The organism is Pseudomonas sp. GW821-FHT09E12, from assembly GCF_059416085.1.
Genome location: NZ_JBWKOM010000003.1, coordinates 40,231 through 55,962, shown reverse-complemented (window position 1 = coordinate 55,962; position 15,732 = coordinate 40,231). Strand labels below are relative to the sequence as shown.

Annotated in this window: 12 protein-coding genes and 2 pseudogenes; 3 read left to right on the top strand and 11 right to left on the bottom strand. The window is 65.6% G+C overall.

The features are described 5' to 3' along the window. Positions 1-7: 7 nt before the first annotated feature. The gene (gene pmrG / locus AC07PQ_RS08780; protein WP_493185355.1) at positions 8-664 is read right to left on the bottom strand and encodes a lipopolysaccharide core heptose(II)-phosphate phosphatase PmrG; all 657 of its coding nucleotides are present in this window, start codon (positions 662-664) and stop codon (positions 8-10) included. A gap of 250 nt (positions 665-914) precedes the next feature. Between pmrG and AC07PQ_RS08775 the strand changes: the two are divergent. Beyond that, a pseudogene (locus AC07PQ_RS08775) lies at positions 915-2,060 on the top strand (methyl-accepting chemotaxis protein); the annotation flags it as partial. Between the two features lie 42 nt (positions 2,061-2,102). Beyond that, entirely contained in the window at positions 2,103-2,966 is an 864-nt protein-coding gene (locus AC07PQ_RS08770) for a methyl-accepting chemotaxis protein (protein ID WP_370686826.1), read from the top strand. Positions 2,967-3,210: 244 nt separating this feature from the next. On the opposite strand, the gene AC07PQ_RS08765 is transcribed toward AC07PQ_RS08770, so the two are convergent. From AC07PQ_RS08765 to AC07PQ_RS08740, 6 genes and pseudogenes are all read right to left on the bottom strand, one after another. Beyond that, positions 3,211-3,594 (bottom strand): hypothetical protein, encoded by a 384-nt coding sequence (locus AC07PQ_RS08765; protein ID WP_493185354.1) that lies wholly within the window; start codon positions 3,592-3,594, stop codon positions 3,211-3,213. Positions 3,595-4,327: 733 nt separating this feature from the next. Next, positions 4,328-4,885, bottom strand: a complete 558-nt coding sequence (locus AC07PQ_RS08760; protein WP_493185353.1) for a hypothetical protein — start codon at positions 4,883-4,885, stop codon at positions 4,328-4,330. Positions 4,886-5,066: 181 nt separating this feature from the next. Then, positions 5,067-5,135 (bottom strand): annotated as a pseudogene (locus AC07PQ_RS08755) (hypothetical protein); the annotation flags it as partial. Between the two features lie 40 nt (positions 5,136-5,175). Continuing rightward, positions 5,176-6,738, bottom strand: coding sequence for an FGGY-family carbohydrate kinase (locus AC07PQ_RS08750; RefSeq protein ID WP_007932474.1), 1,563 nt, complete (start codon positions 6,736-6,738; stop codon positions 5,176-5,178). After that, positions 6,735-8,348, bottom strand: a complete 1,614-nt coding sequence (locus tag AC07PQ_RS08745; protein ID WP_493185352.1) for a glycerol-3-phosphate dehydrogenase/oxidase — start codon at positions 8,346-8,348, stop codon at positions 6,735-6,737. Before AC07PQ_RS08745 ends, AC07PQ_RS08750 begins: the two co-directional genes overlap by 4 nt. 5 nt (positions 8,349-8,353) lie before the next feature. Beyond that, on the bottom strand, positions 8,354-9,949 hold the full coding sequence (locus AC07PQ_RS08740) for an FAD-binding oxidoreductase (RefSeq protein WP_493185351.1): 1,596 nt from the start codon (positions 9,947-9,949) through the stop codon (positions 8,354-8,356). A gap of 250 nt (positions 9,950-10,199) precedes the next feature. Between AC07PQ_RS08740 and gliR the strand changes: the two genes are divergently transcribed. Next, positions 10,200-11,219 carry an AraC family transcriptional regulator GliR gene (gliR, locus tag AC07PQ_RS08735; protein ID WP_493185350.1) on the top strand — a complete coding sequence of 340 codons (1,020 nt, stop codon included), beginning with the start codon at positions 10,200-10,202 and terminating at the stop codon, positions 11,217-11,219. A gap of 151 nt (positions 11,220-11,370) precedes the next feature. On the opposite strand, the gene AC07PQ_RS08730 is transcribed toward gliR, so the two are convergent. The 4 genes from AC07PQ_RS08730 to AC07PQ_RS08715 form a co-directional block, all read right to left on the bottom strand. After that, positions 11,371-11,739, bottom strand: a complete 369-nt coding sequence (locus tag AC07PQ_RS08730) for a glyoxalase superfamily protein (protein WP_007932466.1) — start codon at positions 11,737-11,739, stop codon at positions 11,371-11,373. 131 nt (positions 11,740-11,870) lie between these two features. After that, positions 11,871-13,331, bottom strand: a complete 1,461-nt coding sequence (locus AC07PQ_RS08725) for an N-acyl-D-amino-acid deacylase family protein (protein WP_493185349.1) — start codon at positions 13,329-13,331, stop codon at positions 11,871-11,873. 1 nt (position 13,332) lies between these two features. Continuing rightward, a complete protein-coding gene (locus AC07PQ_RS08720) occupies positions 13,333-14,193 on the bottom strand; it encodes a MurR/RpiR family transcriptional regulator (RefSeq protein WP_007932463.1) in 861 nt (286 codons plus the stop codon). A 15-nt stretch (positions 14,194-14,208) separates the two neighbouring features. Next, the gene (locus AC07PQ_RS08715; protein ID WP_053259569.1) at positions 14,209-15,558 is read right to left on the bottom strand and encodes a GntT/GntP/DsdX family permease; all 1,350 of its coding nucleotides are present in this window, start codon (positions 15,556-15,558) and stop codon (positions 14,209-14,211) included. Between the last annotated feature and the right edge of the window lie 174 nt (positions 15,559-15,732).

Here is a 15,732-nt window from a genome sequence, read left to right as displayed (position 1 = left end):
GGGACGGTCAGGGGCGGTTGAAGGCGATGGAACGCCAGTCGCTGGCTTCGATGAAGCCGAGCATGTGCGGACGCCCGTCGAGGGTATCGGTGGAGACGAACAACGAGGCGCCGTAGCCCAGGGTCGAAGACGGCAGCTTCAGCGCCTTCTCCAGCGCGGCCATGCATTCGCTGTGGGTCACCAGCACCAGGTTGCGCCCGGCCACCTTGTGCGCCAGGGCATCGCGCAACATGCTGCGTTTGCAGTCGAACAGCCAGTCTTCGCCACTGCCGGCCTTGCTGAACATATAACCCGAGGTCTGTACCGCGCGGGTCAGCGGGCTGTGGTAAATGTCGGCCTTGTCCAGCCCCAGGTGCTCGAACTGCGCGCCGACCCCCACCGCCACGTCACGGGCACGGTCGGTGATGCCGTCGGGCACGTTCAGGCAGGCGGCCCTGGAATGGTCGCAACGCTCCACATGACGAATCAGCACAATCATCTGGCCCTTGGCCCAGCCGGCGCTCAAGGCCCTGGCGCCGGCCAGGTTGCCGTGGGCCAGGTCCGGCACCGCCGCGGGCTTGAGCAGAAAGAACACCAGCGGCAGCACCAGCAAGGCCACCAGGGCAATCACCAGGCTATTGCGATAACGGGCAAAACGGCTCGCGACGAGCGCGGGCTTTGCCACCGGAAGACTGAGTCCTGACGCCACGTGCGAGCCGCCCCTATATGACCACCAGACATTGAGTTGAGCAGCGCAGCAGACGCTAACCGCCGCTCATGACAAATCGAGTGCGTGGCACCCGATCGAGGGTCGGACTTTAGGCAGCGAGGCGTGGCCGCCCAGTGAAACGGATGTGAAAAAAAGCTCAATCGGCCAGGCGGTTTCTGGAGCGAAATCAGGCCCTTGGAAAGCCCCAAAATGGTGCAAAAAACTAATGCGACGAAATCGTTTCAGCTATTGCCCTTGCCGCCGATACACACCTGCGAACAAATCCTTGCTGGCCACCAATAACAACAATCTTCCAGCGATACATGATCAAGCAGCACAACGTTCCTGGAGGAATTGCATGAATAGCTGGTTCGGCAACATCAGCGTCAACCTCAAGTTAGGCCTGGGCTTCGGCCTGGTCCTGGCCCTGACTACCATCCTCGCCATCACGGGCTGGACCAGCCTGGGCGGTCTGATCGACCGCAGCAACTGGATGAGCGACATCACCCAACTGAACGCCGGGCTGACCAAGCTGCGCGTGACCCGCCTGCAATACATGCTGACCAACGGCGACGAAACCGCCGCGCAGAATGTGCAGGCCTCCCTGGACGACTTCTCGGCCCAGCAACAGAAGCTGCAGAACAGCTTCAAGAACCCGGCCAACATCAAGCTGCTCAAGGAACAGGGCACCACCATCAGCGCCTACCAGGCGTCCCTGAACAAGATGCGCAACGCCTACCGCAACGCCAATGCTGCCCGCGCGGTGATGAACGGCAACTCGGAAACGGCGCGCAACCTGATCAACAGCATCACCACGCGCGTTCAGCAAATGCCCCTGAGCGACCAGCGCTTCGAACAGTTCCAGGCCATCACCAAGGCCCGTGAGGAGTTCCTGCTGGCGCGCTTCGAAGTCCGTGAATACATCTACAACAGCACCGCGGACGCCGAACGCAATGCCGCCGCCCAGATCAACGCGGCGATTGCCGCGCTGGGTGGCCTGGACAGCCATTTCAGCAGCACCCAGGGCGATGCCCTGCGCCAGTTGAAAACCGCGCTGGATGACTACCGCACCTCCCTGCTGACCTTCAAGGCCGCGGTCAGCGAAGCCGGCCAGGCGCGCAAGGAAATGACCGAACAGGGCGCCCTGATCGTCAGCCAGAGCGAAGAGCTGTACCAGTTCCAGCTCGACCGCCGCGACGAAGAAAGCGTCCAGGCCCGCAGCCTGCAACTGATCAGCACCCTGCTGGCGCTGCTGGTGGGCATCCTGGCCGCGGTGATCATCACCCGCCAGATCACCCGTCCACTGCGTGAAACCATGACCGTGGTCGAGCGCATCGCGTCCGGCGACCTGACCCAGGACGTGCGCGTCACCCGCCGCGACGAACTCGGCGTGCTGCAACAAGGCATCGGCCGCATGGGCGTGACCCTGCGCGAACTGATCGGTGGCATCCGCGACGGCGTGACCCAGATCGCCAGCGCCGCCGAGGAACTGTCGGCGGTGACCGAGGAAACCAGCGCCGGGGTCAACAGCCAGAAGGTCGAGACCGACCAGGTGGCCACCGCCATGCACGAGATGACCGCCACCGTGCAGGAAGTCGCGCGCAACGCCGAAGAAGCCTCGCAAGCCGCGGCCGCCGCCGACGGCGAAGCCCGCGAAGGCGACAAGGTGGTAGCCGAAGCCATCGCCCAGATCGAACGCCTGGCCAGCGAAGTGGTGCGTTCCACCGACGCCATGAGCGTGCTGCAACAGGAAAGCCAGAAGATCGGCAGCGTCATGGACGTGATCAAGGCCGTGGCCGAACAGACCAACCTGCTGGCGCTGAACGCCGCCATCGAAGCCGCCCGCGCCGGTGAAGCCGGCCGCGGTTTCGCCGTGGTCGCCGACGAAGTCCGCGCCCTGGCGCAACGCACGCAGAAATCCACCGAGGAAATCGAAGGCCTGGTGGCCGGCCTGCAGAACGGCACCCAGCAAGTGGCCAACGTGATGAACAACAGCCGCAGCCTGACCGACAGCAGCGTCGACCTGACCCGCAAGGCCGGCGTCTCCCTGGAGAACATCACCCGCACGGTGTCGAACATCCAGTCGATGAACCAGCAGATCGCCGCCGCTGCCGAACAGCAGAGCGCCGTGGCCGAGGAAATCAGCCGCAGCATCATCAACGTGCGCGACGTCTCGGAACAGACCGCCGCCGCCAGCGATGAAACCGCCGCCTCCAGCGTCGAACTGGCACGCCTGGGCAACCAGCTGCAAATGATGGTCAGCCACTTCCGCGTCTGACCCTCAAGGCCCTATCGCGAGCAACCTCGCTCGCGATAGGCCGCCCACCTTCCCCAATCCCTGTAGCTGCTGCCGCAGGCTGCGATAAGGCCAAAGGCCTTCGGCGGTCTCAGGACCTTTGCGTCCGCTTCGTCGGAATGCCGCCCAGGCCGATCGCAGCCTCGCGGGCTCGGCAGCGGCTACAGGGTTCGGGTTCCAGGTTCCAAGGTTCCAAGGTTCGGGGTTCGGGGTTCGGGGTCCGGGTTCAGGCTTGCGTGGGCCGGCGGCCGCCGTCGAGCAGCGCATCCACCACACCCCGTGCCATCTCCACGTTATGGATCAACGACCAGATCAGGCCACGCTCCACACCGCTGGCCCGCTCGGTGATCTCATCGGACACCTCTTCGGCCGCCTTGAGCAGGATCGAAACGTGAAGCAACGCCTCCTCGGCGCTGATGCCTTCACGTACACAAAACAACGAATCCTGGCCAACGACAGTGCCCACGGTTGGCTTGAGCGCATCCATCGGCGAACCATCACCACGATGCCGGCACAGCGCCTGAAGAATGCTTTCGTTGGCACGATCATGCTCAGGATTTCTACGTGAGCACGGAAGGGAAACGGGCGGATCGGGGACGAGCTTTTTCATGGCGTAACTCCGGAGTAGTGGAGCCATCACCCGTCGCTGCTAAACGAAAATAGGGTGGCAGCTATACGCGGGTTAGCAGACCAGGACTCCAGAGACCCAGCGCACCCAAGGGTGCCCCGCGCACAGCTGCCATAACAAACAAGTCAACAAGAAATGCCAACGAGTTAGATAGGGAGCTTGTACGTCTGGATTTTCCTCGAGCTGCTAAACCCGATCACCGAAAAACCGGTGACAAACCCGAGGCTAGACAGCGCCCTTCCCAGACGCAAGCGCCCCGGAGTTTCTCGGAAAAGCCTTACAAGATAAAGCGAAGAGCCTCACTTTCAGACAGCGTCTTACACGACAAACCTGTCAGCCGAAGGACCTGATCGCGAGCAAGCTCGCTCCTACAAAAAGCGCCGATATAACCGGTCTGTAGCCGCTGCCGAGCCCGCGAGGCTGCGATAGGACCGAAGGTCCTCCAGCGGTTTCAAAATCCCTGCGCCCCCTTCGGGGTCGATCGCAGCCTCGCAGGCTCGGCAGCGGCTACAAAATTTAGCGCCGACCGGTAGGTCGCGCCCGGCTTTTGATCTTGATCTACCCGCCCCATCGGGAGGCCGAGTGGAGGTGTTCATCAGGGGACAGGCGCGCGTGGCCGTTACCGCAGAAACGGATATGTACCCCGTCCAAAAAATGCAGCGCCAGAACGGACGCCATCGCGGGCAAGCCTCGCTCCTACGGCAGCCAGCCCGAATTACTCGATCCGCCAAATCCGCACCGTGGCATTCTTCAACTCCAACGACCACTCCTCTTGCGACAAACGAAGCCGCCGCAGCGTCTCCCCCATCTGCGTCTCCGCCACATAATCCTTGGCAATCACCAGAACCAGAAACTTATTCCGAACCCCCTCCATCCGTCGCAACCGATGCAGATCCGCAAACACCGACCAGACCAGAGACTCACCCGGATCGACTTGAGGAAACCAGAGCCGCCCATCCCCATCCTCTCGAAGAACGGATCGGGTCTCACCCATCCCCTTGCCCATCAAGCACCTGGCAAAAGACACATCCCCCAGGCATTTCACCTCGGCCGCCATGTCGAGATCTTCCGTGTACAGGTCGACTTTCGTACGTCCTCCGGCCTTACCGCTGGTCCAGATATCCGGATAACCCTGCTGCCAGGCATACAGGCTGAGCTCGGCCTGAATCCAGTGCTCCCGGCAATCGCTCAGCTCCAGCACCTGCGCCATGCGCTCGCTGATCGCATCGAACGCCCCGAGAAAAACCTCCGGCCATGCAATGGCTGTGTTCATTTTTTTGGACTCCGTTCCTGAAAGGGTCAGGGGGAGCTTTCGCGCTCCCCCAAGCGTGCCGGCCTCTTGCGTATCGGCACCCGCGACAGCGTCTTGAACCCTGCATCGCCGCGCCAGCCAGCCCGAGGCAAGACGAAGCCGGCCCTTACCGGGTCCCGCGCAAGCGCAACGCCGACGGCATGTCGTCGGCCGTGCGCAAACCGTCGGACGCCGCGATCGGCGTGTCGTACGCCAGGTTCGGCACGCGCCGGCAAAACCCGGGCGCGACAACCGCTGGCGTGCGGCCGGGTTCAGGCCGGGTAACCGGTGATCTCGCGAATACTGCGGTACAGCGGGCTGAGCTGGCGGTACATGCGCACATACACCTCGCGGTACAGCCGTTGATAGAGCTGCTGCGCCTGGGGTTGCGGCTGGAAGACCTCGGCGACGCGGGTCATGCCGGCAATGGCCGTGGGGAAATCCGGGTACAGGCCCAGCCCGACCGCACAGGCAATCGCCGCGCCAAGCCCGGAGGCTTCGTACACATGCGGACGCTCGGCGGGCAGGCCGAAAATGTCTGCCGTCAATTGCATGGCCGCGTCGCTCTGGGAACCGCCGCCGGCCACCCGCAAGCAGGTAATCGGGGTGCGGGTGCGCTGCTCGATGCGTTCCTTGCCCTGGCGCAGGGCGTAAGCCAGGCCCTCGAGAATCGCCCGGTAGATATGCGCCCGGGTGTGCACATCGCCAAAGCCGATCATCGCGCCCTTGGCCTCGACGCCCGGCTCGCGGATTCCGGGCGACCAGTAAGGTTGCAGCATCAGCCCCATGGAGCCGGGCGGCACCGCGTTGACCAACGCATCGAACAACACCTCCGGCTCCAGCCCCTGCTCGCGGGCCTGCTGCATTTCCCGCAGGCCGAACTCCTGCTTGAACCAGCTGACCATCCAGTAGCCGCGATAGATCATCACTTCGCAGTTGTAATGGTCGGGCATCGCCGAGGGGTAAGGCGGGATCAGCGGGATGATTTCCCGGTAGCGGGACCGGGTGGTGGTGATGGTCGCCGTGGTGCCGTAGGACAGGCAGGCGGTGCTGCTGTCCTGCACCCCGGAACCCAGCACTTCACAGGCCTTGTCGGCCCCCGCGGCAATCAGCGGCAGGCCTTCGGGAATCCCGGTCAGTTGGCTGGCCGCGGCGCTGATATGCCCCAGGACCTCGCCCGGCTTGCGCAGGCTCGGCAGCTGCTCGGGACGCACCGCCAGGGCCTGCCATTTCCAGTCACGGGGCGCGGCCCAGCGCAGGCGCTTGTAGTCGAAGGGCAAAAAGGCCACGCAACAGCCGACCGAGTCGACAAAGTTCCCGGTCAGCCGATGGGTGAGAAAGCCCGACAGCAGCAACAGCTTGTCGGTGGCCGCCCAGACGTCGGGCTGGTGCCGGGCGATCCAGTTGACCTCGGCCTGGGCGCGAAAGTAGTCCACCGTGGCCTGGGCCCCGATCAGCTTGAACAGCCAGCTCCAGGGCCCCTTGATATCGCCCTCGACTTCGGTCTGGCGCTGGTCGAGCCAGAGGATCGCCGGACGCAAGGGCTTGCCGTCGGCATCGACGTTGATCAGGGTGCCGCGCTGGGTCGTCAGCGACACGCCGCGGATCTGCCGGCGATCGATGCCGGTCTGCTGCCACAACTGCTGGCAGGCCTCGCCGAGTTTGCGCCAGTAGTAATCGGGGTCCTGCTCGGCCCAGCCGGGTTGGCTGGAATAGTAGGCCTGCAACTCGACCTTGCCCTTGCCCAGCAGGTTGCCTTGCAGGTCGAACAACAGGGCCCGCACGCTCTGGGTGCCATTGTCGATCGCCAGCAGATAGGGCTTGTCGTTGTTCATGGATGGCTCTTGGGTAGGCTTCTATAGGCAACCTCGGGCAGGCTGTGATAACGCAGCCACAGGTCGTGATAACGCTGTTGTTCCTGTTCCCAGCGCGCGTCGTCCCAACCGAGCAGGGGCTGGCACAGGGCGCGGATCGCCGGCAGTTCGGCCGCCGCGCCGTTGGCCAGCAACAGGCCCAGGCGGGTGCGGCGCAGCAGCAGGTCGTCCAGGTGCAGGACCATCTCGCTTTGGGCGGCAAACGCCAGCTCGGCCCACAAGGTGTCGCTGCTGCCGACGCAGCCGCATCCCAGCTGCGCCAGCCATTGCGCCAGTCGCGGCAGGTCGCGCCCATGGCGCCCGGCCAGGCGGCGCAGCTGGCCGCTGCTCAGGCCCGCGACCTCCACCGCCGGCACGGCCGCGAACACCGCCGCGTCGGCATCGTCCAGGGTCCGCCCGAGCATCGCCGCACAGGCCTGCAACACCTCGAGGGCCTGGGTACGAAAGGTGGTCAGCTTGCCGCCGGCCAGGGTCACGCAGCCCGGCTCGCACCACAGCGCATGCTCGCGGGTTTCACTGGAAGGCTTGCCCGCCGCGTCGGCGCTGCCCACCACCGGGCGCACCCCGGACCAGGTCGACAGCACATCGGCGGCGCCGATGCGCGCCTCGGGAAATTGCTGCTCGCAGGCCGCCAGCAGATAGGCCAGCTCCTCGGCACTGATGCGCGCGCTCTGGTCGAGGTCTTCGCGGTGATCGAGGTCGGTGGTGCCGACCACGGTGGCGCCTTCCCAGGGAAACACGAACACCGGGCGCCGGTCGCTGTCATGCAGGAAGCTGAATGCCTGGGCCACCGGCAAGCGCCAGCCGGGCAGCAACAGGTGGCTGCCGCGCAAGGGCCGCAAGTGGCGGTTCTCGCCAGGCGGCGCGAAACGCCCGGCCCAGGCCCCGCTCGCCACCGCCAGCACCGCGCAACGCAGGGTCAGCGCCTGGCCGCTTTCCACGTCCTCGACCGACACTCCGCACACTCGCCCCCGTTCGCGCAGCACCTGCTGCACACGCAGGCCATTGAACGCCTGGGCGCCATCGGCCCGCGCCTCGGCCAGCACCCGCATCACCAGCCGGGCATCGTCGGTCAGGGCATCGAGAAAACACGAGCCGCCCAGCAAGCCTTCGGCCTTGATGCCGGGCGCCAGGTAACGCATCTGCTCGACGTCGTGGAAACGATGGTTGCGCCGCCCGGCCAGGGCGTCGTACACCGCCAGCAGGCCACCGAACACCCGCGGCCCGGGAAACACACCGCGATAGTGCGGCATCAGAAAGCTCATGGGCTCCACCAGCCCGGGCGCTTCGTCGAGCAGGCGCTGGCGTTCGCGCACCGAATCGCGGGTCAGGCGCCATTGGCCCTTGGCGATGTAGCGCAGGCCGCCATGGACCATCTTCGAAGAGCGGCTGGAAGTGCCCCAGGCAAAGTCGCGCTGTTCCAGCAGCAGGCAGAGCCAGCCGCGCCGCGCCGCCTCACGCAGGATCCCGGCCCCGCTGATGCCGCCGCCGATCACGATCAGGTCCCAGCTCTGGCCCGCCAGGGTCGGCAGCTGTGCCTGGCGCCATTGGGCATTCCAATCCGTGCTCATGGGCCTTACTCCTCCAGCAGGGTGCCGGGGTTGAGGCGCCCGGCAGGGTCGAAGTGCCGGCTGAGGCTGCGCAGGGCGGCGATCGCCAGTTCGCCTTTTTCGTGCACCAGGTAGGGCGCGTGGTCCTTGCCCACGCCGTGCTGGTGGCTGATGGTGCCGCCGTGCTCGACGATGGTCTGGCTGGCCGCATGCTTTAGCGCCTTCCAGCGGGCCAGGGTGGCCGGGTAATCCGCGGCCGGGCGGAACACGTAGCTGCTGTAGATGCTCGAGCCTTCGCCGTAGACATGCGACAGGTGGGTGAAGACATGGACCTGTTCGCCTTCGGCCGCCAGGCAATCGCGCAGGCTGGCCTCGATGCGCTGCAACAGGTTGTCGACATTGCTCCAGTCGGTGGCGGTCTCCAGGGTGTCGACCACATAGCCGGCATGCCAGAGGCTCTCGCGCAGGTAGGGAAAACGAAAGCGGTTATGCGCCCACTTGTTGCCCAGCAAGGTGCCGGTGAACACCCCGCCGAAGGCTTTCAGGTGCTGCCTGGCCTGGCGCAGGGACAGGGCGTTCTGCTGGCGGTTGCCGGTCACGCCGAAGGTCAGCAGGCACTTGCCCTGCCCCGCCCCGCGCAGCTTCAGGTATTTCTCCAGCCAGGCGATCTGCCGCGGATGGCCGGCCAGGGCCAGCTGGGTCTCGGTTTCCACCGCGTTCGACAGCCGCAGCATGGACAGCGGCACCCGGGCCTGGGCCAGTTGGCGGATGGCCTGCAGCGCCTTGGGCCAGTCCGGCAGGAACACGCCATAGAAGCGCTCGTCCTCGACCAGCGCGCTGACCCGCACCTTGACCGAGGAAATGATCCCGAAGCGGCCCTCGCAACCCAGCACCACCTCGCGCAGGTCCGGCCCCGCGGCCGACGCCGGGAACGCGGGAATCTGCAAGGGGCCGGCGAAGGTTTCCAGGGTGCCGCCGGCGAACAACTGCTCGATGCGCCCGTAGCGCAGGGACTGCTGGCCACTGGAGCGGCTGGCGACCCAGCCGCCCAGGGTCGACAGCTCCCAGGACTGCGGGAAGTGCCCCAGGGTATAGCCGCGGGCGCGCAACTGGCTTTCCACCTGCGGGCCGCTGGCACCGGGGCCGAAGGTGGCGATCAGGCTGCTTTCGTCCAGCTCCAGCAGGCGATTCATCCGCGCCATGGACACGGTCAGTACCGGCCGCGTCGAAACGGGTGGGTTGATGTGGCCGGCCACCGAGGTGCCGCCGCCGTAGGGGATCAGGCACAGGTCCTGCTGTTCGGCCAGGGCCAGCAACTGGCGAACCTGCTCGGCGCTATCGGGAAAGGCCACGCCGTCCGGGTAGCGCTCCAGCGTGCCTTCGCGCAGGGCCAGCCAGTCCGGCAGGCTCTGGCCGCGGGCATGCAGCAGCCGGTCATGGGCCTCGATGCTGTACAGCGCATGGGGCATCAGGCGCGACGGCGGCACCCGGGCCAACGCGGTTTCCAGCGAAGCATCCGCCAGTCGGCTCCCCGCGCCGATACGCTGCGCAAGAAACCCCGCGCCCTGGGCGGGCAATTCGACCACCGTGCTTTGTTCGCCCCAGCCGTTCCAGCGTCGCATGCCTGTGCCCCTTGTGTCGTGCTTGTAAGTGTTGGTTTGCAAGGCCTCCATACTAGTTCGCGGCGCACGGGTGTCACGGTCGCATCAGGCCAGTTCGAGTAGCCAATTGGGTCAGCCGGGGACAAGGGGCCGAAGCATTTACTTTAGTCCCGCTTTCAAATTACCTTTCAGGGCGCCGACGCCTGCTGGAACAGCCTCCCACTCGGTTCCCGCGCGCGTCCATCCACGTCCCGGCGCCAGGAAACCCACCATGCACAGCCTCGGCTACACCTCGGTCCCACCGCTGCTCAAGTACCTGCGCTATGCCGAGCAGCTGGGTATCGCCATTGAACCTGCGCTGGCGGCCGCGGGCTTGCAGGCCGGGCAATTGAGCGACAACAGCCTGCGCCTGCCCGGCGAGGCCCATGAGCGTTTGCTGGACTATTTCTGCGAGCATTCGGCAGACCCGTTGTTCGGGCTCAACTCGGCGCGGTTCGTACTGCCCAACTCGTGGAACGTGCTGGGCTACATCACCATGAACTGCGCGACCCTGGGCGACGCGATGAACCGGATCATGCCGTTCGAGAAGCTGGTGGGCGACATGGGCGTCAGCCGTGCCGAGCAGGTCGACGGGCAAATCCACTTGACCTGGAGCTGCCGCCACCAGCGCCCCACCTCGCGCCGGCACATGGTGGAGAACGTGCTGGCGTCGTGGCTGCTGTACGCACAGTGGATCGCCGATACCCGGTTGAGCCCCATCGCCGTGTGGTTCGAGCATTCGCTGCCGGCGGGGGCCGAGCTGGCCCAGTACGAGGCATTTTTCGGCAGCCCGGTGCTGTTCGACCAAGCCTATTCGGCGCTGATCGCGCCTGCGCAATACATGCAGTTGCCCCTGCGCCAGGCCGACGCCCAGTTGCTGCGTACCCTGGAGGAACATGCCCTGGGCCTGATGGCCTCGCTAAGCGATGCGCCGCTGCCGCAACAGGTGAAAAACGTTCTGCGCCAGCTGCTCAAGGAAGGCCTGCCACGCAAGGAGCAGGTGGCGAAACAACTGGCCACCTCCGTGCGCACCCTGCAGCGCCAGCTGCAACAGGCCGGCACCGGCTACCAGCAGATTCTCGATGACCTGCGCCAGGAGCTCGCCGAGCATTACCTGCTGCACAGCGATCTGGCGATTCACGATATTTCCCAATACCTGGGCTTTACCGAACAGCGCTCCTTTCACCGGACCTTCAAAAGCCGCACCGGCATGACCCCGGGAGAATTCCGGCAGACCCAGCGAACACCCTAACCCTGTAGCCGCTGCCGAGCCCGCGAGGCTGCGATCGACCCCGCAGGGGGCGCAAGGTTCTTGAGACCGCTGGAGGACCTGCGGTCCTGTCGCAGCCTCGCTGCGCTCGGCAGCGGCTACAAGGTCCAGGCGCAAGATGCGAAGCGCTGGCTCAGACGCAAATGGCGTTGGTAAACACCAGCCGATTGCCGAACGGATCGAGTACCGTCAGGTCCTGGCTACCCCAGGGCATGGCCTGGATCTGTGGGTGGGCGAAGCGGTAATCCTTGGCCAGCAACTGCTGCTGGAAGGCTTCCAGCTCGTCGGTCTCGATGCGCAACGCAGAGCCCGGCGTGCTGTCGCCATGGTGCTCCGACAGGTGCAGCACGCACTCCCCACGCGACACCTGCATATACAGCGGGAAGTTGTCTTCGAAGCGATGCTGCCAGTCGAGCGTGAAGCCCAGGAAGTCGATATAAAACTCCCGCGCCTTGGCCTCGTCGAAAATCCGCAGGATGGGGGTGGTTTTGCCAAAGCTCATTGCACGACTCCCTGATGAAAGATGTCCACGGTATAGCAGGTGGATGTCAGCACTTCGGCTAGGCCAAGGCTTTCTTTAATATCATCAGGCCACCATTGTGACGGTGTTCACCTATTCGACGCCGCACGCCTTCAGCCGTTGAACCCTTCGCGCAAATCCCCTTGCCGCGCCAGGAAGCGCCCCTCCCGGCGGCCATTGGCCTGGCCTTCGGCATAGCTGCGCACGCCGTTGACCCACACGCCGTCGATCCCCTCGGCCGCTTGTTGCGGGCTTTTGAAGTCGGCGACATCGCGGACCCGCGCCGGGTCGAACAGCACCAGGTCGGCCCAGTGCCCTTCGCGGATTTCGCCACGCTGCTTGAGGCCGAAACGCGCCGCCGACAGGCCAGTCATCTTGTGCACCGCGGTGTGCAGCGGGAACAGGCCGAGGTCGCGGCTGAAGTGCCCGAGTACCCGTGGAAAGGCGCCCCACAGCCGTGGATGGGGGAACGGGTCTTCCGGCAGGCCGTCGGAACCGATCATCGACAGCGGGTGGGCAAGAATGCGCCGCACATCGGCTTCGTCCATGCCGTAGTACACCGCGCCGGCCGGTTGCAGGCGCCGCGCGGCCTCCAGCAGAGTCGTGCCCCACTCGATGGCGATGTCCATCAGGTCGCGGCCGCCCAGTTCCGGGTGCGGGGTGGACCAGGTGATGGTGATGCGAAAGGCATCGGTGACCTGCTTGAGGTCGAGGGTCGAGGAACTGGCCGCGTAGGGGTAGCAGTCGCAGCCCACCGGATGGTCTTTCGCCGCCTGCTCCAGGGACGCCAGCAACTGTGGGCTACGGCCCCAATTGCCCGCCCCCGCACATTTGAGGTGGGAAATGATCACCGGTGCCTTGGCCTGGCGGCCGATCAGGAACGCCTCGTCCATGGCCTCCAGCACCGGCTCGAACTCACTGCGCAGGTGGGTGGTGTACACCGCGCCGAAGGCGCTCAGTTCCGCGGCCAGTTGCAGCACCTCGTCGGTCTCGGCCGAGAAGGCGCTGGCGTAGGCCAGGCCTGTGGATAAGCCGAGGGCGCCGTCTTCCAGGCTGGCCCGCAACTGCTCGCGCATGGCGGCGATTTCCTCGGCCGTGGCGGTGCGATACAGGTCGTCCAGGTGGTTGCTGCGCAGCGCCGTGTGGCCGATCAGCGCCGCCACATTGACCGCCGGCTGCGCGGCGTCCACCGCCGCGCGGTAGTCGCGAAAACGCGGGTAGACGAAGGCCGCCTGGCTGCCCAGAAGGTTCATCGGGTCCGGTGGCTCGCCGCGCAGATTCACCGGCGAGGCACTGATGCCGCAGTTGCCGACGATCACCGTGGTCACGCCCTGGCTGAGCTTGGGCAGCATCTGCGGCTGGCGGATCACCACGGTGTCGTCGTGGGTGTGCACGTCGATAAAACCGGGGGCCAGCACCCGCCCGGCGGCGTCGATTTCTTCGCTGGCGCGGGCGCCTTGCAGGTCGCCGATGCGGGCGATGCGGCCCTCGAGCAGGGCGACATCGGCGGGGTAAGCCGGGCGGTCGCTGCCGTCGATCACCAGGGCGTTGCGGATCAGGGTGTCGTAAAGCATGTCAGTCTCCCAGCGGCAGGCAATCGTCGCCGCCGCGGTAATCGTCCAGGGCCAGCTTGATGCGGCGCAGGCGTTCCTGGTTGTCTTCGGGCAGGGCCAGCGCCAGCTCGGTGGCCAGCACATCGATGGCCAACAGCATGCCGTAGCGCGCGGCCGTGGGTTTGTAGATGAAGGAGGTCTCGGCGCTCTGCAGCGGCAGCAGCACATCCGCCAGCTCCGCCAGCGGCGAGTCGGCCAGGGTGATGGCGAGCACGCTGGCGCCGTAGCTGCGGGCCAGTTCGACGGTCTCCAGCAATTCGGGGGTGATGCCGGTCAGGGAGCAGGCGATCAGCGCGTGTTGCGGGCCCAGGGCCGCGGCGGTCACCCGCATCATCACCGGGTCGTGGCAGGCGGCGATGGGGTAACCGAGGCGCACCAGGCGCACCTGCAATTCGTCGCTGCACAAGGTGGAACAGCCGCCCATGCCGAAGGCGTGAATCATCTGCGCCTTGCCCAGCAAGCGCACCGCATCGCGAAAGCGCGACTCGTCGAACCCCGCCAGGTGCTGGTGCAGGGTCGACTCGATATCGCCGACGATCTGCCGGTAGAAACCCGACTGCTCCGGGGTGCCCGCCGGGTCGAGAAAACGGCTGCCGACGCCGCTGGCCTGGGCCAGTTGCAGGCGCAGGTCGCGCAGGTCGCGACAGCCCACGCTGCGGGCAAACCGCGACAGGGTGGCGGCGCTGACTTCCGCCTGCTGCGCCAGCTGTTCCAGGCTGGCCGAGGCGGCGAAGCCGACGTCATCCAGCATCAAGCGGGCGATGCGGCCCTCGCCGGCGCTGAAGGAGTCCTGGCGGGAACGGATCTGGTAGAGGATGTCCATGGACGGCACCTGGGCTCAAAGCAGTTGGGCAAGACCGACGGTCAGGGCGAAGGCGACCACCGAGATCAGGGTCTCCAGCACCGTCCAGGTCTTGAAGGTCTGGGTCACGGTCATATTGAAGTATTCCTTGATTAGCCAAAAGCCGCCGTCGTTGACGTGGGAGAAGATCACCGACCCAGCGCCGGTGGCCAGCACCAGCAGTTCCGGGTGGGGATAGCCCAGGCCGATGGCCACCGGCGCCACCACGCCCGAGGCGGTGGTCATGGCCACGGTGGCCGAGCCGGTGGCGATGCGCATCAGCGCGGCGAACAGCCAGCCCATCAGCAGCGGCGACAGCTGGAATTCATGGGCCAGGCCGACGATCTGGTCGGTGACCCCGGCGTCCACCAGGATCCGGTTCAGGCCGCCGCCGGCGCCCACCAGCAGGGTGATGCTGGCGGTCGGCGCCAGGCATTCGTTGGTGAACCTGAGGATCGATTCGCGGTTGAAGCCCTGGGCCAGGCCGAGGGTCCAGAAGCTCAGCAGGGTCGCCAGCAACAGGGCGATCACCGAGTTGCCGATAAACAGCAGGAACTGGTTGAGGCCGCTGCCCGGGGTGGAGATCAGGTTGGCCCAGCCGCCGATCAGCATCAGCACCACCGGCAACAGGATGGTGGCCATGGTGATCGAAAAACTGGGCAGGCGGGTGCGCGGCTCACGCTCGATGAACTGGCGCGCCAGCGGGTTTTCCGCCGGCAGCTGGATGCGCGGCACGATGAACTTGGCGTACAGGGGGCCGGCGATGATCGCCGTGGGAATGCCGATCAGGATCGCGTACAGCAGGGTCTGCCCCACCGACGCCTGATAGGCCTGCACCGCCAGCATCGCCGCCGGGTGCGGCGGCACCAGGGCATGCACCACCGACAGGCCGGCGACCATCGGCAGGCCGACCATCAGGATCGACACACCGACACGCTTCGCCACGGTGAAGGCGATCGGCACCAGCAACACGAAACCGACCTCGAAGAACAGCGGCAGGCCCACCAGGAAGGCGATGCAGACCATCGCCCAGTGCGCGTTGCGCTCGCCGAAACGGTCGATCAGGGTCCGCGCCACCTGCTCCGCGCCACCGGACTCGGCCATCATCTTGCCGAGCATGGTGCCCAGGGCCACCACCAGGGCGATGTGCCCGAGGGTCTTGCCGACACCCGCCTCGTAGGCCCCGACCACGCCGGACGGCGGCATCCCGGCCATCAACGCCAGGCCCACCGAGACCAGGGTGATGACAATGAACGGATTGATCCGGTAACGCGCGATCAGGACGATCAGCGCGATGATGGCGATGGCGGCATAGCCCAGCAGCCAGTAGCCCGATGCAGGTGTCATGCGGTACTCCTCGAAAAAGGGTCACGTCGAATGCTTATGAAACTCATAAATCATTTTGCGACCGGATTTTCAAACCACATGAAAGTAACTTTCGCACAGAGACACGCTTTGTCGCGGACAGACAGGTCGTGTCGCGAATAATGAAAATTGGCGAGGGGGATTTTCATCCGCTGT